This is a genomic window from Delftia sp. UME58 (genome assembly GCF_014170385.1).
In the GTDB taxonomy this organism is placed as follows: Bacteria; Pseudomonadota; Gammaproteobacteria; order Burkholderiales; family Burkholderiaceae_C; genus Comamonas; species Comamonas acidovorans.
The window spans coordinates 320,674-337,884 of record NZ_LZZV01000013.1; the positions used below are offsets into that span (position 1 = coordinate 320,674).

Here is a 17,211-nt window from a genome sequence, read left to right on the forward strand (position 1 = left end):
CCCTCTTCCCTTCAACTGCTCTGCCGCACCACCAGTTCGTAGCCCAGATCCACGCTGGGCGGCTCCACGGCCTCGCCACGCATCAGCTGCAGCAGCATGCGCGCACCTTCGGTGCCGATAGGGCCGCGCGGCGTGCGGATGGTGGTCAGCGGCGGCACCATCTGGTCGCTGCCGGGCAGGTCGTTGAAACCTGCGATGGCGATCTGCTCGGGCACGCGTATCCCCCGGCGCAGAGCCTCCAGCAGCGCACCCTGGGCGATGTCGTCGTTGCAGAAAAACAGGGCATCGACGGCAGGGTCCAGGCGCAGGGCCGCGTCCAGCAGCTCGGCGCCCAGCGCCATCGACGTGGGGCGGGGCCAGAGCAGTTCCAGGGCGGGGTCATGCAGGCCCGCCGCCTGCAGGGCACGGCGGTAGCCGGCGGCGCGCTGCATCACGCGGGCATCGAGCTGGCCTGCGCAAAAGGCAATGCGCCTGTGCCCGCGCTCCATCAAATGCCGCGTGATGGCGGCTCCGGCCTCGGCCTGCGAAAAGCCCACGCTGGGCGCACCAGGCTCGCCACCCAGTTCCATCAGGTGCACGCAGGGGACCTTGCTGGCCTGCACCAGTTCACGCGCAGCGGGGCTGCGGTCAAAACCCGTCAGCAGCAGGCCGGCCGGGCGCATGGGCAGATAGGTGCGCAGCAGTTGTTCCTCTTCGGCCCGGTCGTAGTGGGTCACGCCGATCAGCGCGTGGTAGCCCGCGGAGAACAGCACCTTGTGGACCGCCTCGATCAGGTCCACGAACAGCGTGTTGGACAGCATGGGCACCAGCACCAGCACCTGGGCGCTTTTCTGCGAGGCCAGGGCGCGTGCGGCAGGGTCGGGCACGTAGCCCATCTGCGCGGCGGCCGTGCGGATTTTCTCGACCAGGGCCGGGTCCACGCGGCGCTCGCCGCGCAGGGCGCGCGAGACCGTCATGGGGCTGACGCCAGCGGCCTGCGCCACATCGCTGAGCGTGATGCGCCCGCTGGCTCGCGAGGAGCGGGCGCGGCCCGTGGCGGGCAGGGCCGGGCCGGAAACATCGGCGGAGGGCGATTCTGGGGAGGCAGGCGGAATCTGGCGGGCCAAGGGATTGTCCTAGGTCTGGGGCGGGAGGGTTGAAGATTATGATAGCGCTATCCCAATCATTTGAAGGCCCTTGCTCCTGCGTGTAAACCCGGACGAAGGCCTCTGAAGCACACCGAAATCCAAGGCAGACCCTGGTCTGCCAATTTTTGCAAGAACATGGATAGCGCTATCCCAACAACCTCCGCGGCCCCCCCCGCAGATACCCGCCCACGGGCGCTGGTCGTCATGGGCGTTTCCGGCTGCGGCAAGTCCAGCGTGGGGCAGGCCCTGGCCGATGCCCTGGGCTGGACCCTGCACGAGGGCGACGCCCACCATGCCGAGGAAAGCATCCGCAAGATGCAGGCCGGCATCCCCTTGACCGACGACGACCGCAGCGGCTGGCTGGACCGGCTGGCACAGCTGCTGGGCCAGGCCACGCCGGGGCAGGGCGTGGTGCTGACCTGCTCGGCCCTCAAGCGCAAGTACCGCGACCGGCTGCGTGCCGCCGGCCCGGCCGGTGCCGTGGGCTTCGTGTTCCTGGACCTGAACTACGACACGGCGCTGCAGCGCGTGCAGGAGCGCGCCGGCCACTTCTTCTCGCCCGAGCTGGTGGCCAACCAGTTCGCCACGCTGGAACGCCCTGATGGCGAATGCGCCGTGCTGTCCGTGGACGCCACGCTGCCGCTGACCGACATCGTGCACCGCGCCCGAAGCTGGCAGGTCCTGCCCGCGGCGCAGGCCGACACCTTCTCCCAAAACCCATAACGCCAGGAGACAAGCCCCATGCAATCCGATTCCCCCGCAGTCCGGCCCAAGCCGCGCCTGCAGCACTTTGCCGAGGTGCTGATGGTGCTGGCCCTGGCCGGCATGGTCATTGCCGTGTTCGTCAACGTGGTGCTGCGCTATGTGTTCCATACCAGCATCGTTTCCTATGAGGAAATCTCGCGCCTGCTCTTCGTCTGGCTGGTGGCCATTGGCGCCATCGTGGCTGCGTTCGAGGGCAGCCACCTGGGCTTCGACCTTGTGACATCGCGCGTGGGGCCTGGCGCGCGCAAGGCGCTGTTCTGGGTGTCGCAGGCGCTGGTCCTGGTCTGCATGGGCCTGCTGCTGTGGGGCTCCTGGGCCCAGGTGGAGGCCGGGCTGAACAGCTACAGCACGGTGCTGGGCTATCCGCTGGCCCTGGGCGCCGCGGCCACCCTGGTGCTGGCCGTGGGCCTGCTGGTGGTGTCGCTGCGCGACCTGCGTCGCGGCGCGCCGGCGGAAAACCATGCCGAAACGACGGTCGAGTAAGGAGTACGCACCATGGTTGTGACCCTGATCTTTCTGGCCGTGCTGATTGGTGGCATGGTGATCGGCATGCCCATCGCCCAGGCACTGGTGCTGACCGGCGTGGCGCTGATGTGGCACCTGGACTTCTTCGACTCGCAGCTGCTTGCGCAGAACCTGCAGGCCGGCTTCGACAACTTCCCGCTGCTGGCCGTGCCCTTCTTCATCCTGGCCGGCGAGCTGATGAATGCAGGCGGCCTGTCGCGCCGCATCATCGACCTGGCACGTGCCTATGTGGGCCATATCCGTGGCGGCCTGGGCTATGTGGCCATTGGCGCGGCGGTGCTGCTGGCGTCCATGAGCGGCTCGGCCATTGCCGATACCGCCGCCCTGGCCACCATCCTGCTGCCCATGATGCGCGACCAGAAGTATCCCGACAGCTACAGCGCGGGCCTGCTGGCCTCGGGCGGCATCATCGCCCCCATCATTCCGCCGTCCATGCCCTTCGTCATCTACGGCGTGACGACCAACACCTCGATCAGCAAGCTGTTCCTGTCGGGCGTGGTGCCGGGCCTGATCATGGGCGTGTTCCTGATCTTTGCCTGGTGGTCCATCGCCCGCAAGTACGACCTGTCGCGCGGCGAGCGCATGGCCTGGGGCCCGCGTCTGAAGGCACTGGCCAAGAGCTTCTGGGCCATGATGATGCCGGTCATCATCCTGGGCGGCCTCAAGGGCGGCGTGTTCACGCCCACCGAGGCGGCCGTGGTCGCAGCCGTCTACGCGCTGTTCGTGTCCATGGTGATCTACCGCGAGATGACATGGAGCCGTCTGTACGCCGTGTTCCTGGCCGCCGCCAAGACCACGGCCGTGGTCATGTTCCTGTGCGGCGCCGCCACGGTGACGGCCTACATGATCACCCTGGCCGACCTGCCCAACATGCTGGCCGACAGCTTCTCGGGCCTGCTGGGCAGTCCCGTGCTGTTCATGGCCACGATGATGCTGTTCCTGCTGGTGGTGGGCACGGCCATGGACCTGACGCCAACCATCCTGATCTTCGGCCCCGTGTGCGCGCCGCTGGCCGTCAAGGCCGGCATCGATCCCATCTACTTCGGCTTCATGTTCATCTATGTGGGCTGCATCGGCCTGATCACGCCGCCCGTGGGAACGGTGCAGAACGTGGTCGCCGGCGTGGGCCGGCTGCGCATGGAGACCGTGATCAAGGGCACGAACCCGTTCCTGATGGTCTATGTGCTGCTTGCCGTGCTTTTCGTGATTTTTCCGCAAATCATCCTGGCCCCTCTGCGCTGGATGCATTGATCCCTCACTACAACCCAAGGAGATGAACATGCGTATTCCCTTTGCACTCGCCGGCCTGATGGCCGCCGTCACCACGCTGGCCGCCACGGGCCAGGCCATGGCCCAGGACTTCAAGCCGCGCATCGTGCGCTTCGGCTATGGCCTGGTCGATGAGTCCAACCAGGGACGCGCGGCGCGCTTCTTCGCCAAGGAGGTCGAGAAGGCCACGGGCGGCAAGATGAAGGTGCGTGCCATCGGCAATGCCTCGCTGGGCTCGGACACGCAGATGCAGCAGGCGCTGATCGGCGGCGCCCAGGAGATGATGGTCGGCTCCACCGCCACCCTGGTGGGCCTGTCGCCCGAGATGGCCGTCTGGGACACGCCCTTCCTGTTCAGCAATGTCAAGGAAGCCGACGCCGTGCTCGACGGCCCCGTGGGCGAGAAGGTCAAGGCCACGCTGGAGCCCAAGGGCATGGTGGGCCTGGTCTATTGGGAAAACGGTTTCCGCAACCTCACCAACAACAAGCGCCCCATCGCCAAGATGGAAGACCTGGCCGACGTGAAGCTGCGCGTGATGCAGAACAACGTCTTCCTGGACAGTTTCAAGGCCCTGGGCGCCAATGCCGTGCCGCTGCCGTTCTCCGAGCTGTTCACGGCGCTGGAGACCCGTGCCGTCGATGGCCAGGAAAACCCCTTCAACACCGTGCTGTCCAGCAAGTTCTATGAAGTGCAGAAGTACCTCACGGTGTCCAACCACGTCTACAGCCCCTGGATCGTCACCGTCAGCAAGAAGTGGTGGGACACGCTGAGCCCGGCCGAGAAGAAGGTGCTGCAGGATGCCGCGGTCAAAAGCCGCGAGTTCGAACGCAAGGACACGCGCGAGGAAGCCGCCAAGGCCCTGGCCGACATCAAGGCCAAGGGCATGCAGGTGAACGAGCTGCCCGCCGCAGAAGCCAGCCGCATGCGCGACAAGCTCGCGGCGGTGAATGCCGGCATTGCCAAGACCGTGGGCCAGGGCACATGGGACGAGGTGCAGGCCGCCGTCAAGCAGGCGCGCGCAGTGAAGTAAGCTTCGGTTCAGGGCCGGACGCACCTGGGAGGGATGCCCCGGCCGACATTTCCCGAAAAGACAACGCCATACGGCGCTAAAGCAATAAAGCGATAGAGCGACAGAGAGAAAACGCGCATCAGCGCATCCGCAGGAACCCCGCATGAGCACCATCCACCCCATCGTCGAGCAGGTCACGCGCCGCATCCGCGAGCGCAGTGCCCAATCACGCGCCGCCTACCTGGAGCAGGTGGACGCCATGGCCGCGCGCCCGCCCGGCGCCCAGTCCATGGGCTGCGCCAATGTGGCCCATGCCTTTGCGGGCATTCCAGGCGGCGACCGCATACGCATCGTGGAAGAGAAGGCGCCCAACGTCGCCATCGTCACCGCGTACAACGACGTGCTCTCGGCCCATGCGCCGCTGGCACGCTATCCCGACATCCTCAAGGACGAGGCGCGCAAGCTCGGCGCCACGGCGCAGGTCGCCGGCGGCGTGCCGGCCATGTGCGACGGCGTGACCCAGGGCGCGCCCGGCATGGAACTGAGCCTGTTCAGCCGGGATGCCATTGCCATGGGCACGGCCATCGCGCTGTCGCACGACGTGTTCGACGCCGCGCTGATGCTGGGCATTTGCGACAAGATCGTGCCGGGCCTGCTGATCGGGGCCCTGCATTTCGGCCATCTGCCCACGGTGTTCGTGCCGGCCGGCCCCATGACCTCGGGCCTGTCCAATGGCGACAAGGCCAAGGTGCGCGAGCAGGCCGCGCAGGGCCTGGTGGGCCGCAAGGAACTGCTGGCCGCCGAAACGGCTGCCTACCACGGCGAAGGCACCTGCACCTTCTACGGCACGGCCAACAGCAACCAAATGCTGCTGGAGGCCATGGGATTGCATGTGCCGGGAACGGCCTTCATCAACCCGGCCGAAGGCGAGCGCGAACTGCTCACGCGCGAGGCCATGCGCAGCGCGCTGGCCATCACCAAAAACCGCCGCTTCGCGCCCATTGGCCATGTGGTGGACGAGCGCTGCATCGTCAACGCCATGGTGGCCCTGCTGGCCACGGGCGGATCGACCAACCACCTGATCCATTGGGTGGCCGTGGCGCGTGCGGCAGGCATCGTCATCGACTGGAATGATTTTTCGGAACTCTCGGGCGTGGTGCCGCTGCTGGCCCGCGTCTATCCCAACGGCAGCGCCGACGTGAACCAGTTCCAGGCCGCAGGCGGGCCGGGCTATGTGATCGGCCAGCTGCTGAAGGCCGGTCTCATGCATGGCGATGTGCTCACCGTGCGGCCCGAGGGCCTGCAGGAATTTGCGCGCATTCCCGCCGTGGAAGATGGCCATCTCGTCTGGCACGAGGCCGAAGTCTCCGGCGACCTGTCCGTGCTGCGCCCGGCCGATGCGCCTTTCAGCGCCACGGGCGGGCTCAGGCTGCTGTCCGGCAACCTGGGGCGCAGCGTGATCAAGGTCAGCGCCGTGCCCGAGGACCGCCATGTGGTCGAGGCGCCCGCGCGCGTCTTCGACTCGCAGGAAGCGCTGCAACAGGCCTTCAAGGCCGGCGAGCTGGACCGCGATGTCATCTGCGTGGTGCGCTGGCAGGGTCCGCGCGCCAACGGCATGCCCGAGCTGCACAAGCTCACCCCACCGCTGGCCGTGCTGCAGGGCAAGGGCTACAAGGTGGCCCTGGTCACGGACGGCCGCATGAGCGGCGCCTCGGGCAAGATACCCGCCGCCATCCATGTCTCGCCCGAGGCCTGCGTGGGCGGACCGCTGGCGCGCCTGCGCGACGGCGACCTGGTACGCCTGGACGCCGTGGCCGGCACCCTGGCCGTGCTGGTCGATGACACCGAATGGCAGCAGCGGCCCCTGGCCACCATGCCGCAGGCACTGCGCCAGGCCAACGGCCGGGGTTTTGGCCGCGAACTGTTTGCCGGATTCCGGCGCCACGCGCTCAGCGCAGAAGAGGGAGCTTGCACATGGATCAACGACTGACGGCACTGGCCATCATGCAGGACGCGCCGGTCATCCCGGTCATCGTCCTGCACAACGTCGCACATGCCGTGCCCATGGCCCAGGCCCTGGTCGCGGGCGGCATCCGCGTACTGGAAGTCACGCTGCGCACGCCCCAGGGCCTGGCCAGCATCGAAGCCATTGCACGCGCCGTGCCCGAGGCCATCGTGGGCGCCGGCACCGTGCGCAGCGCCGCCGATGCCCGCGCCGCCGCCAATGCCGGTGCGCGCTTTGCCGTGAGCCCCGGCTACACCAGCGCACTGGGCCAGGCCTGCCAGGCCCTGCAGCTGCCGCTGCTGCCCGGCGTGGCCACCAGCGGCGAAATCATGGCGGCCCAGGACGATGGCTTCGACGAGCTGAAATTCTTCCCCGCCGTACAGGCGGGCGGCACGGCCATGCTCAAGGCCTGGCAAGGCCCGTTCGGCGACGTGCGGTTCTGCCCCACGGGTGGCGTGTCTGCGGACAATGCAGCCCAATTCCTGGCGCTGTCCAACGTGGTCTGCGTGGGTGGCTCCTGGCTGGTGCCTGCCCATGCGCTGGAGCAGGGTGACTGGCAGCGGATCACCGCACTGGCCCGCGAAGCCAAGGCTCTGGGTACCGCCTGACGAAAGGGCCGGTTGGACGCAGCGGGGCGCTGCGGCACAATCGTCGCCCTCCAGCCAGACGAGAGGGCCGCCGCCATGATGAAGATCGACTCCACCACCGTGCAGCTTGTGCTGGCCATTGCCGAGGAGGGCAGCATTTCGCGCGCGGCCGACAGGCTGCAACTGGCGGTGGCGGCGGCCTCGCGGCGGCTCAGTGACCTGGAGCAGCAACTGGGCGCCAGGCTGTTCAAGCGGCAGCCCCATGGAGTGCGCGCCACCGAGCCTGGCCTCAAGCTGCTGGCCCATATCCGCCAGATAGGCAACCTGGTGGAGCGCCTGGAGGCCGACGCCCAGGCCCTGGGCCGCGGGCGCGACGGCCGCATCATCATTGGCGCCCCCAAATCCGCCATCCTGCAGTTCCTGGCCGCCGATATCGCCGTCACCCAGCGCCGCTATCCCCACATCACGCTGCAGGTGATGGAGGAGAACAGCCGCATCGTCCAGCAACTGCTGCGCGACAAGGTCATCGACATCGGCATCTTCGAGAAGACCAGCGGCTTCGTGGATCTGCCACGCTCCGACTACCGCAAGGACAGCCTGGTGCTGGTCTACAGCCGCAGGCATTTCAGCTTTGCCGTCGAGCCGGTGGTACTGGACCAGTTGCTGGACTGCCCCATCGTCAGCCTGGGCCGGGGCTCGGCCATCCTGGCCGCTTTGCGCCGAGCCCACCGCAGCCGGGGCAGGGTGTTCCGCAACGATTTCGCCGTCAGCGGCTTCGACACCATGCTGGCCCTGGTGCGCGAGGGATTGGGTGTGGGACTGATGCCGCCCGGCGTGCTGCGCAGCTTCCACCCCGAGCCCGACCTGGGTTGGGCCACCCTGGAAGGCGACTGGCACGAGCGCAGCTATGTGCTGTCCTTCATCGAAGGCCAGGCCCAGGAACAGGCGCTGCGCAACGTCGTCGCCGCCCTGTTGCAGGGCGAACGCGCGATCTGACCCTTCTGGTTTCGCGGATTGCGAAACCAGGCATGCGGCGCACAGGCTTGCCGCGATATCGGCGCCCGGCGACAGTCACTGCACAACAACGATGTGCAGGAGACAGACATGAAACGCCGCGACTTCATCGCGGTCGGCGCCACCGCGCTGGCCGCACCCTGGGCAGGGGCCGCGCCCCCGGCCTCCGAACTGCCCAAGGGGCCCGCCAAGATCCTGGTGGGCTGGGCGCCTGGCGGCGGCACCGACGTGTTCGCGCGCATCGTGGGCCAGAAGCTGTCCGAGGTCTGGGGCCGGCCCGTGATCGTGGAGAACAAGCCCGGCGCCACGGGCTCGCTGGCGGCCGAATACTTTGCCAAGACCCGCTTCACAGAAGGCATCAACCTGCTGATGGCCCATGTGAACACGCACGCCATCTCGCCGCAGATCTTCAAATCCATCACCTATGACCCGCTCAAGGACTACGCGCCCATCGCCCTGATCGGCGCAACGCCCCACATCCTGGTGACCAGCAGCAGGAACGGCCATGCCTCGGTGCAGGAAGTGGTGGAGCTGTGCCGCAAAAGCCCCGGCAAGGTCAGCTTCGGCTCTTCTGGCACAGGTTCGGTGCAGCACCTTGCGGCCGAGATGTTCAACATGGCGGCAGGTGTCAAGAGCATCCACGTTCCCTACAAAGGATCCGGCCCCATGCAGACCGACCTGATCGGCGGTCAGATCGACTTCAGCTTCGACACCATGACGGCCGCCACTGCCCAGGTCCGCGCAGGAAAAATGCTGGGCATCGCCCAGACCCGCGTGAACCGTGCCAAGGGATTCCCGGCCATGCCCACCATGGACGAGCAGGGCTTCAAGGGCTTTGACGCATCGAGCTGGTACGGCGTCGTCGGCCCGCGCGACATGTCCAGGGAACTGGCCCAGCGCATCAATGCCGACATCAACCGCGTGCTGGCCATGCCTGACGTGGTCAGCCGCTTCGACGGATACGGCGTGGAGGACGGCGGCGGCTCCGTGGACAAGTTCGCGGCCTTCATGGCTGCCGAATACAAGAAGTGGGGCGACGTGGTGCGCGCTGCAAAAATCACCGAAGAAAGCTGAGGACCCGGCATGAGCAATCCCCAATCCAACCCGCTGCAACTGCCCCTGCAAGGCATCCGCGTGCTCGACGTCAGCCAGGTCATGGCCGGCCCATTTGCCTGCATGCTGCTGGCCGACCTGGGCGCCGATGTCATCAAGGTCGAGCCTCCGGGCACCGGCGACCAGACGCGCGGCGCCATGGGCTTCAAGATGAAGGGCCCGGACAGCATGGGCTTTCTGAACATGAACCGCAACAAGCGGTCGCTGACGCTGGACCTCAAGAGCGACGAGGGGCGTGAGGCCTTCTACCAGCTGGCCACGACGGCCGATGTCATCGTCGAGAACTACCGGCCAGGCGTGGTCCAGCGCCTGAAGATCGACTATGAAAGCATTCGCCGCATCAACCCGCGCATCGTCTATGTCAGCATCTCGGGCTTCGGCCAGAGCGGTCCCTGGGCCCAGCGGCCGGGGTTCGACCTCATGGCCCAGGCCATGTCGGGCGTGATGAGCGTCACCGGCTACAAGGGGGAGAAGCCCGTCAAGGCCGGCGTGCCCGTGGCCGACATCGGTTGCGCACTGTTCGCCACCTACGGACTGCTGGCCGCCTACATAGGCGCACAGAAGACGGGGCAGGGCCAGCACATAGACGCCTCGCTGTTCGACTCGGCCATGGCTTTCTCGATCTGGGACATGTCCGAATACTGGGGCACCGGCGTGCCGCCCGCGCCACTGGGCACCAGCAACAAGATGAGCGCCCCCTACCAGGCCGTGAAGGCGCGCGACGGCTACTTCGTCATGGGAGCCACCAACCAGAAGCTCTGGGCCAGGCTGTGCGCGCTGCTCGGGCGCCCGGACCTGGTGGAACACCCGGACTACGCCACCGTGGCGCTGCGCCTCAGGCACCGGGAGGCATTGATAGAGGCGCTGGAAGCGGAGTTTGCCCATCACGACAGCGCCGACTGGGTGGACCGCATGCTGGATGCCGGCATTCCCGCAGGCCCGCTGCTCACCTATCCGCAGGCCTTCGAGGGCGAGCACGGCCAGCACCGCGGCATGTGCATGGAGATCGACCATCCCATCGAAGGCAAGGTCAAGAACATCGGCTTTCCCGTCAAGATGCTCGGCACGCCCCAGCAGGTGCGCCGCCATCCGCCGCTGCTGGGCGAGCACAACGCAGAAATCATGGCCGAGCTCCAGGCACTGAAGGCCGCCGCATGAGCACGGCCCTGCATGAATCCGTGGCGCTGACCCTTCACGCCGGGGGCGCGGCCGAGATCCTCATCGACCGTCCCGAACGCCACAACGCCATGAGCATGCCCATGTACGAGGCATTGCTCACGGCCCTGGAACGCTGCCAGGCCGACCCGGCCATCCGCTGCCTGATGCTGCGCGGCGCGGGCGGCAAATCCTTCATCTCGGGCACGGACATCGCCTACTTCAAGGACTTCCATGACGGCCGGCAAGGCCTTGCCTACGAAGCCTTCGTGGAGCGCGTGATCGACGCCGTGGAGCGCGTCGCCGTGCCCACCATCGCCGTTATCGACGGCTGGGCCGTCGGCGGCGGCCTGGCCCTGGCCACGGCATGTGACTTTCGCATCTGCAGCACAGGCTCGCGCTTTGGTGCGCCGATTGCCAAGACGCTGTCCAACACGCTGTCATCACGCAACATTGCACGCCTGGTGGCCGGCCTGGGCGTACCGCGCGTCAAGCGCATGCTGCTGCTCGCGGACTACCTGTCGGCCGGGCAGGCCGAGATCTGCGGGTTCGTGCATGCGGTCGTGCCGGCAGATCAGTTGCAAGCCCAGGCCCAGGCGCTGGCCGAGCGGCTCATGGCCTTGTCTGCGACCACTCAGTCAGCCGTCAAGGAAAGCCTGAGGCGCCTGGTCGTGGAACAGCGACTGGAGGATGAGGATTTGGTGTCGGCGGTTTACGGGAGTGCGGAGTTTCGCGCGGGGGTGGCGGAATTCAACAGGCAATGATTTGAGCCAGCCTTGCCAGAATATGGCGCAATCCTACAAATTGCTTGGCTAAACTCCACAGCCTGGAAAGAGGCGGTAGTTGCATTCTGGGCCTGCAAGAGAAGGCCGGTTGCTGCGCGTAGCCGTCCCTCAGATCAACGCAGCCCGAGAAATCCCATGCAAATCAAGAAATGCATTTCCGTCCTGCTGGCCAGCAGCTTCATTGCCCCGGCAGTGCCTGCGCTTGCGGGCGAAGAGACTGTGCAACTCATGTCCAACGGCCGCTACCAGACCTACAGCCTGCCCGACGACGCGCAGCAGGTGCAACTGGTCGAGACCGTGGCCGGTAACTGCAGCTACAACCGCAACTGGGGCTATGACCTTGGCCGACGGGAGATGTGGGTCAAGGACGGTTGCGGCGGGCGTTTCCGCATCCTCACCGGCCAGGCCCAGGGTGCGCAGGGCCAGGAAGGCGAAAGCGACAACACAGGCGCCTGGATTGCCGGTGCCGCCGTGGCAGCGATTGCAGGCGCTGCCATCTTGGCCAACAAGCGCGACAAGGATCGCGAACGTGACCGCGACGACCAGTGGAACGATGACCGCTATCCGGGCTACCCGGGCCAGCAGCCCGGCTATCCCTCTTGGGGCGGGCGGGAGGTCCGGGGCCAGAACGGCCTGTGCCTGGATATATCCGGGGGACTTCGCCCGGGCAATGGCCTCATCGTCTACCACTGCAGCGGCGGTGAGAACCAGCGCTTCACGTTGACGCGTGACGGCGAGATGCGCGTGGGCGACCTGTGCCTGGACGTGGCCGACGGCAACACCCGCAATGGTGCGCGGGTGATTGCCTGGCAGTGCCGCAACCAGCCCAACCAGAAATGGGACTGGAGCCGTGGCCAGATCCGCAGCCGCTTTGCCAACAAGTGCCTGGACATCGAAGGCGGCAATGCCCGCCCGGGCCAGCCCGTGATCGTCTGGTCCTGCGCCGGCGGCCCGAACCAGCGCTGGAACTGAGGGCGCTTGTTGCACAAGCTCTCTCCCGCGCCCGGGCCAGTGCCCGGACGCAACGCCGTCACGGGCTTGCGGCGGCGGGGGCCCTTGCAGTGGCTGGGCCTGATCACTGGCGCCGTACTGCTGGGCGATGCCGTGGTGCTGATGGCGCGTGGCATGTTCAATCTGGGCGTGACGCTGCCAGCGGTGCTGGGCCTGCTGTTCATGGCCTGCAGCTTCTGGCGCTCGGCCATTGCGCGCAGGCTGCGCGCCAGTGCATGGCTGCGGCGCGCATGGTGGCTGGGCTGGACAGTGCTGGCGATATGGCTGGCAAGCCTGCTGCTGTTCTGGACACATCTGCTGTCTGCTTCTTCCCGGCTGGCCCCTGACCAGCCGGTGCAGGCCATCGTGGTGCTGGGCAGTGCCACGCGTGACGGCCAGCCGTCGCTCACGCTGGCCCAGCGGCTGGACCGCGCTGCCGAGCTGGCCGCCCGCCATCCCAAGGCGCTGGTGCTCACCAGCGGCGGGGTGGACTTTGGGGAAAGCGAGAGCGAGGGCGCCATCATGGCGCGCTATCTGCAGCAGCGCCACGGCCTGCCGCCCGAGCGCCTGCTGATGGAGGAACGCAGCACCAGCACGGCGCTGAACCTGGCCTGGAGCCTGCCCCTGCTGCAGGCGCGCGGGGTGGAGCCGCAGGCGGCAATCGCCATCGTCACCAGCGACTTCCACACCCTGCGCGCCGGCTGGATAGCCGAGCGCAGCGGCTACGGCCAGGCCTTCACCGTGGGTGCGCCCACGCCCGTGACGATCCGCGCCAACGCCTGGCTGCGCGAGTACTTTGCGGTGATCAGCGGATGGGTGCTGGGGGAGTTCTGAGCCGCTGTGCGATGGGCTGCGGCCTTGCGGATTGGCTCCACAATGTGATTCTTCATAAATCAACAGGAGTGAGACAGTGGCAAGCGAACAGCGTCCTTTCCGGGTTCTGGGCATACAGCAGGTGGCCATCGGCGGCACCGACAAGCAGCGCATGAAGCGCCTGTGGGTGGACATGCTGGGCCTGACCCAGACCGGCACATTCCAGAGCGAGCGCGAGAACGTGGACGAAGACATCCTGGCCATGGGCCAGGGCGCGCACAAGGTCGAGGTGGACATCATGCAGCCGCTGGACATCGACAGGAAGCCCGCCGTCCACACCACGCCGCTGAACCATATCGGCCTGTGGATAGACGACCTGCCGCTGGCCGTGCAGTGGCTGACGGAGCAGGGCGTGCGCTTTGCGCCCGGCGGCATCCGCAAGGGCGCGGCCGGCTACGACATCTGCTTTCTTCACCCCAAGAGCAATGACGAGTTTCCGATCGCTGGCGAGGGCGTGCTGATCGAGCTGGTGCAGGCGCCGGCCGAGGTGATCGCCGCCCTGGGCTGAGAGGCCTTCAGGCGAAAGGCTGGACACGCCGCTCGGCATGCTCCAGCAGCCACAGCCTTTTCCGGGCGCGCGTCATGGCCACGTACAGGCGGTTGCGCTCCAGAAAGGCCAGCGCGTGCGGGGCCGAGGCCGGAAAGCGGCCAGGCTCCATGAAGGGCAGGGCGACATGCTCGTATTCCTTGCCCTTGGCTTCCTCGATGGTGCTCAGATGAAAATCGAAGCCGCGCTCGGCCCGCACGGTTCGTTCGAAGCGCGTGGCCATGGCGGCCACCTGGGCCAGCATGTCGGGCACGGCCATGCCCGCCACCGAATCCATGAAAGCCTTCACGCGCTGACGCAAGGCCGCCGTCTGGGCCTGCGACAGGGCCACGCCAGCAAAAAGGCCCCAGACATCGGCCTGCTCCAGCAGGCTGCGTGCGTCTGACTGAAGCGCCAGGGGCAGTTGCAAAAAGCGGCCAAAGGCCAGGAAGTTGCGTTGCCCGCCCTGCAGGCTGGACTGGTTGCCCAGGAATCGCCAGATGATCTGCGGGTTGTGCAGCATCTCGCCCGCCATGCGCTGGGCCAGCGTATGGCGGCTTGACGGATCGGCCATGTCGGCGCCATCCACGCTGCCCTTGCCGTAGAAAAGCGCACCTTCCACAAAGGCCGCCAGGATCTCGCTGCCCAGCACGCTGACCTCGGCCTTCCATGACAGCGCCTGCATGCCATGTGCATAGCAAAGGCCCAGCAGCAGGGCAATCTCGCGCTGCAGGTAAAAGCGCTTGAAGCCGTAGAAGCTGGCGGACTTGCCGGCGCGGTGGATGGCCCATTCCAGCGCGCAGGCATCCTGCTCATGGCGCAGGATCACGGTCAGCGAGGGATTGCGTGCGAGGGCGGAAGGCGGCTCGCCTGGCGCAGCGGTTTCCGGGGCACGTGCCAGGCTGGCCTGGATCTGAAGCAATTGGTCAATGCACTCGCTGTCATCGGCATGCTGCAGCTGGTGCACGGTGCTGAAGCGCGTGGGCGCTGCAGTCAGCCCAACGTTGAACAGCGCATTGACCGCCTTGGCGATCTGCGGGCCAAAGCGCCGCGACTGGGTCAGCGCCAGCGTGGCCGTGGCCTGGGGCAGGAAGTCATCGAGCTGGTGGAGCTTGTCGCGGAACACGGACCAGGCCTGTGCCTCGATGTGCTGGTTGAAGTCGCCTGCGCCCAGAAAGGCGCAGCCGCTGGTTCCGACCAGGGCGCGCAGCAGTTGCAGCGAGGCCGGGTCCAGGTCATGCATCTCGTCGAACACCACCAGGTCGTAGCGCGGCAGGTCCAGCGCCTGGCCCTGCAGGGCGTCGCTGGCCAGTGCATGGCTGCAGTCGCCTTCGGCGTAGTACAGCGGGTCGCCGCAGTGGTCTATGCGGCGGCGCTCGTACTCGAAGAACAGGCCGGCCATGCGGTAGTCGAGCAAATACTCCTCGCAGAAACTCGCCAGTCCCATGCCTTCCTCGGCCAGGCGCTGGGGCAGCAACGACTTCTTGGCGCTGAGGTTGAAGTCCCAGAAGGCGTCCAGATCCAGATCGCCGGGCTGCTCGAACAAAGGGTCGGGCTGCCAGGCCAGCCGCTCGCACAACGCGGCATGTGCCTCGCGCACACGGGCCTGCAGTGCCACGCGGTCGGCCAGAAAACGGGCCCCAGGATCGCGGCGGCGGATCTGCTGGGCCGCCCAGCGCTCCACCGTGGTGATCTGTACCTGGGGCGGCACTTCGCGCACCAGTTGCTTCAGCCGGTGATGAAAGGCCGCCACGCCGGAGCGCGAATAGGCCAGCACCAGGATGCGCCGGGCCTGGCCGCTACGGCAGGCCTGGACCACCTTGCAGGCCAGCGTCGTGGTCTTGCCCACCCCGGCCAGCGCAGCCACGATGGCCGAACGACCCTCATGCGCCAGGATGGCCTGCTGCTCGCGCGACAGCAGCAGCGGCTTGCCGTGATCGGCAGGAAATTCCAGGGAGTGCAGTGACATGGGGGAGAAATCTGAGCGAAAGCGGCAAAAACGGGGAAAGCGGGTTCAGGCGCAGGCCGTCTGGATTGGAAACCGCGTGGCGACGACGGCGGGCACCCATTGTGGTCGTTTTGGAGAGGCATCTGGCAGGTATTGGGAATCCATTGCTGTGCCTGTACACGCATCTTTTGAAGCGCTCGCCGGACAATTGGGCGATGTTGACCGCCGATGGCTGCGCGCTTGCGGCATGAAGAAGTCACCGAGGGAAACTTCTGCCAAAACAAACCCAACATCGCTCAAAAATAAGCGAAGTTCGCTCTTTTTGCAGCCCATGAAAATGGGGAAACTATTTTTGGCAGGGAGCCGGCTTTTTCATTCCCAAAGCTTTTTTTGCTCATCAGAATGAAAAAAGCAGACCCACAGAGGAGTTTTTGATGACCGCCTGCAGCACCGCCCCGACGACTTCCGACAGCCCCGCACAGCCTGCGGCCGGCAGCCCATTGCAATGGCACGCACGCCCCTCCAGAAGCGACACGCTGCCGTTTGACGGCGCCTGGAGCGTGCAGGCCATTCAGGAACTGCTGGACAAACCCTTCATGGACCTGATGTTCCAGGCCCAGAGCGTGCACCGCGAGCACTGGCCCGCTGGCGACATCGAGCTGGCCACGCTGCTGTCGGTCAAGACCGGCGGATGCCCCGAGAACTGCGGCTACTGCCCGCAGGCGGCCGAGTTCGATACCGGCGTCAAGGCGGAAAAGCTCATGAGCGTGGACGAAGTCACGCGGGCCGCCCAGGCCGCCAAGGACGCGGGCGCCACGCGCTTTTGCATGGGCGCGGCCTGGCGCGCGCCCAAGGACCGCGACATCGAGAAGATGAACGAGCTGATCGGCGCCGTGAAGGGTCTGGGCATGCAGACCTGCGCCACGCTGGGCATGCTCCAGCCGCATCAGGCGCAGTCGCTGCGCGAAGCGGGCCTGGACTACTACAACCACAACCTGGACACCGCGCCCGAGTACTACCAGGACGTGGTCAGCACGCGCCAGTACCAGGACCGCCTGGACACGCTCAAGGCCGTGCGCGGCGCGGGCATCAGCGTGTGCTGCGGCGGCATCATCGGCATGGGCGAGGCGCCTGTGCACCGCGCGGGCCTGATCGCCCAGCTGGCCAATCTCAACCCGCATCCCGAATCCGTGCCCATCAACAGCCTGGTGCGCGTGCCGGGCACGCCGCTGGCGGACAGCGAGCCGGTCGATCCGCTGGACTTCGTGCGCGTGATCGCGGTGGCGCGCATCACCATGCCCACGGCGCGCGTGCGGCTGTCGGCGGGCCGGCAGCAGCTGGGCGACGCCGTGCAGGCCCTGTGCTTCATGGCCGGCGCCAATTCCATCTTCTACGGGGACAAGCTGCTGGTCACCGGCAACCCCGATGTGGAAGCCGACACCACGCTGCTGCGCAAGCTGGGCCTGAGCGGCACGCGGACCTCGGTACAGGAGTGAGCTTTTGAGCTCTTTTGAGCCAGC

Annotated in this window: 17 protein-coding genes; 15 read left to right on the forward strand and 2 right to left on the reverse strand. The window is 66.8% G+C overall.

Annotated elements, in window-relative coordinates; genetic code table 11:
• Positions 1–11: 11 nt before the first annotated feature.
• Positions 12–1,106, reverse strand: a complete 1,095-nt coding sequence (locus A9976_RS04935) for a LacI family DNA-binding transcriptional regulator (protein WP_183018057.1) — start codon at positions 1,104–1,106, stop codon at positions 12–14.
• Positions 1,107–1,331: 225 nt separating this feature from the next.
• Between A9976_RS04935 and A9976_RS04940 the strand changes: the two genes are divergently transcribed.
• The 13 genes from A9976_RS04940 to A9976_RS05000 all read left to right on the forward strand — a co-directional run bounded on the left by A9976_RS04940 (position 1,332) and on the right by A9976_RS05000 (position 13,725).
• Complete coding sequence (locus A9976_RS04940; protein WP_183018058.1) at positions 1,332–1,850, forward strand: gluconokinase; 519 nt, start codon at positions 1,332–1,334, stop codon at positions 1,848–1,850.
• Between the two features lie 18 nt (positions 1,851–1,868).
• Positions 1,869–2,375, forward strand: coding sequence for a TRAP transporter small permease (locus A9976_RS04945; RefSeq protein WP_183018059.1), 507 nt, complete (start codon positions 1,869–1,871; stop codon positions 2,373–2,375).
• A 12-nt stretch (positions 2,376–2,387) separates the two neighbouring features.
• Positions 2,388–3,668 carry a TRAP transporter large permease gene (locus tag A9976_RS04950; protein ID WP_012205589.1) on the forward strand — a complete coding sequence of 427 codons (1,281 nt, stop codon included), beginning with the start codon at positions 2,388–2,390 and terminating at the stop codon, positions 3,666–3,668.
• Positions 3,669–3,696: 28 nt separating this feature from the next.
• Positions 3,697–4,716, forward strand: coding sequence for a TRAP transporter substrate-binding protein (locus A9976_RS04955; RefSeq protein WP_012205590.1), 1,020 nt, complete (start codon positions 3,697–3,699; stop codon positions 4,714–4,716).
• Between the two features lie 142 nt (positions 4,717–4,858).
• Positions 4,859–6,685 (forward strand): phosphogluconate dehydratase, encoded by a 1,827-nt coding sequence (gene edd, locus A9976_RS04960; protein WP_183018060.1) that lies wholly within the window; start codon positions 4,859–4,861, stop codon positions 6,683–6,685.
• Entirely contained in the window at positions 6,670–7,308 is a 639-nt protein-coding gene (gene eda, locus A9976_RS04965; RefSeq protein WP_183018061.1) for a bifunctional 4-hydroxy-2-oxoglutarate aldolase/2-dehydro-3-deoxy-phosphogluconate aldolase, read from the forward strand. Before edd ends, eda begins: the two co-directional genes overlap by 16 nt.
• Before the next feature lie 75 nt (positions 7,309–7,383).
• Complete coding sequence (locus tag A9976_RS04970) at positions 7,384–8,283, forward strand: LysR family transcriptional regulator (protein WP_034393537.1); 900 nt, start codon at positions 7,384–7,386, stop codon at positions 8,281–8,283.
• 108 nt (positions 8,284–8,391) lie between these two features.
• Positions 8,392–9,375: a tripartite tricarboxylate transporter substrate binding protein gene (locus A9976_RS04975; protein WP_183018062.1), complete on the forward strand. Its 984-nt coding sequence runs from the start codon at positions 8,392–8,394 to the stop codon at positions 9,373–9,375.
• A gap of 9 nt (positions 9,376–9,384) precedes the next feature.
• Positions 9,385–10,572 (forward strand): CaiB/BaiF CoA-transferase family protein, encoded by a 1,188-nt coding sequence (locus tag A9976_RS04980; protein ID WP_183018063.1) that lies wholly within the window; start codon positions 9,385–9,387, stop codon positions 10,570–10,572.
• Positions 10,569–11,333: an enoyl-CoA hydratase gene (locus tag A9976_RS04985; RefSeq protein WP_183018064.1), complete on the forward strand. Its 765-nt coding sequence runs from the start codon at positions 10,569–10,571 to the stop codon at positions 11,331–11,333. Before A9976_RS04980 ends, A9976_RS04985 begins: the two co-directional genes overlap by 4 nt.
• Before the next feature lie 156 nt (positions 11,334–11,489).
• Positions 11,490–12,326, forward strand: coding sequence for a lectin (locus A9976_RS04990; protein ID WP_183018065.1), 837 nt, complete (start codon positions 11,490–11,492; stop codon positions 12,324–12,326).
• Between the two features lie 9 nt (positions 12,327–12,335).
• Positions 12,336–13,178 (forward strand): YdcF family protein, encoded by an 843-nt coding sequence (locus A9976_RS04995; protein WP_183018066.1) that lies wholly within the window; start codon positions 12,336–12,338, stop codon positions 13,176–13,178.
• A gap of 76 nt (positions 13,179–13,254) precedes the next feature.
• Positions 13,255–13,725, forward strand: coding sequence for a VOC family protein (locus A9976_RS05000; protein ID WP_026062485.1), 471 nt, complete (start codon positions 13,255–13,257; stop codon positions 13,723–13,725).
• Positions 13,726–13,732: 7 nt separating this feature from the next.
• On the opposite strand, the gene A9976_RS05005 is transcribed toward A9976_RS05000, so the two are convergent.
• Positions 13,733–15,712 (reverse strand): UvrD-helicase domain-containing protein, encoded by a 1,980-nt coding sequence (locus A9976_RS05005; RefSeq protein WP_183018067.1) that lies wholly within the window; start codon positions 15,710–15,712, stop codon positions 13,733–13,735.
• Here A9976_RS05005 and A9976_RS05010 point away from each other — a divergent pair.
• A complete protein-coding gene (locus tag A9976_RS05010) occupies positions 15,711–16,097 on the forward strand; it encodes a hypothetical protein (protein WP_183018068.1) in 387 nt (128 codons plus the stop codon). The two genes, A9976_RS05005 and A9976_RS05010, sit on opposite strands and share 2 nt — an antisense overlap.
• Before the next feature lie 28 nt (positions 16,098–16,125).
• Positions 16,126–17,187, forward strand: a complete 1,062-nt coding sequence (bioB, locus tag A9976_RS05015; protein WP_183018069.1) for a biotin synthase BioB — start codon at positions 16,126–16,128, stop codon at positions 17,185–17,187.
• Positions 17,188–17,211 lie beyond the last annotated feature (24 nt).

What these genes read in the sequence shown, in the direction of transcription:
- A9976_RS04940 (WP_183018058.1), top strand. Translation starts at nt 1,332, where the DNA reads ATGGGCGTTTCCGGCTGCGGCAAGTCCAGCGTGGGGCAGGCCCTGGCC.
- A9976_RS04945 (WP_183018059.1), top strand. Translation starts at nt 1,869, where the DNA reads ATGCAATCCGATTCCCCCGCAGTCCGGCCCAAGCCGCGCCTGCAGCAC.
- A9976_RS04950 (WP_012205589.1), top strand. Translation starts at nt 2,388, where the DNA reads ATGGTTGTGACCCTGATCTTTCTGGCCGTGCTGATTGGTGGCATGGTG.
- A9976_RS04955 (WP_012205590.1), top strand. Translation starts at nt 3,697, where the DNA reads ATGCGTATTCCCTTTGCACTCGCCGGCCTGATGGCCGCCGTCACCACG.
- edd (WP_183018060.1), top strand. Translation starts at nt 4,859, where the DNA reads ATGAGCACCATCCACCCCATCGTCGAGCAGGTCACGCGCCGCATCCGC.
- eda (WP_183018061.1), top strand. Translation starts at nt 6,670, where the DNA reads ATGGATCAACGACTGACGGCACTGGCCATCATGCAGGACGCGCCGGTC.
- A9976_RS04970 (WP_034393537.1), top strand. Translation starts at nt 7,384, where the DNA reads ATGATGAAGATCGACTCCACCACCGTGCAGCTTGTGCTGGCCATTGCC.
- A9976_RS04975 (WP_183018062.1), top strand. Translation starts at nt 8,392, where the DNA reads ATGAAACGCCGCGACTTCATCGCGGTCGGCGCCACCGCGCTGGCCGCA.
- A9976_RS04980 (WP_183018063.1), top strand. Translation starts at nt 9,385, where the DNA reads ATGAGCAATCCCCAATCCAACCCGCTGCAACTGCCCCTGCAAGGCATC.
- A9976_RS04985 (WP_183018064.1), top strand. Translation starts at nt 10,569, where the DNA reads ATGAGCACGGCCCTGCATGAATCCGTGGCGCTGACCCTTCACGCCGGG.
- A9976_RS04990 (WP_183018065.1), top strand. Translation starts at nt 11,490, where the DNA reads ATGCAAATCAAGAAATGCATTTCCGTCCTGCTGGCCAGCAGCTTCATT.
- A9976_RS05010 (WP_183018068.1), top strand. Translation starts at nt 15,711, where the DNA reads ATGGGGGAGAAATCTGAGCGAAAGCGGCAAAAACGGGGAAAGCGGGTT.
- A9976_RS05005 (WP_183018067.1), bottom strand. Translation starts at nt 15,712, where the DNA reads ATGTCACTGCACTCCCTGGAATTTCCTGCCGATCACGGCAAGCCGCTG.
- bioB (WP_183018069.1), top strand. Translation starts at nt 16,126, where the DNA reads ATGACCGCCTGCAGCACCGCCCCGACGACTTCCGACAGCCCCGCACAG.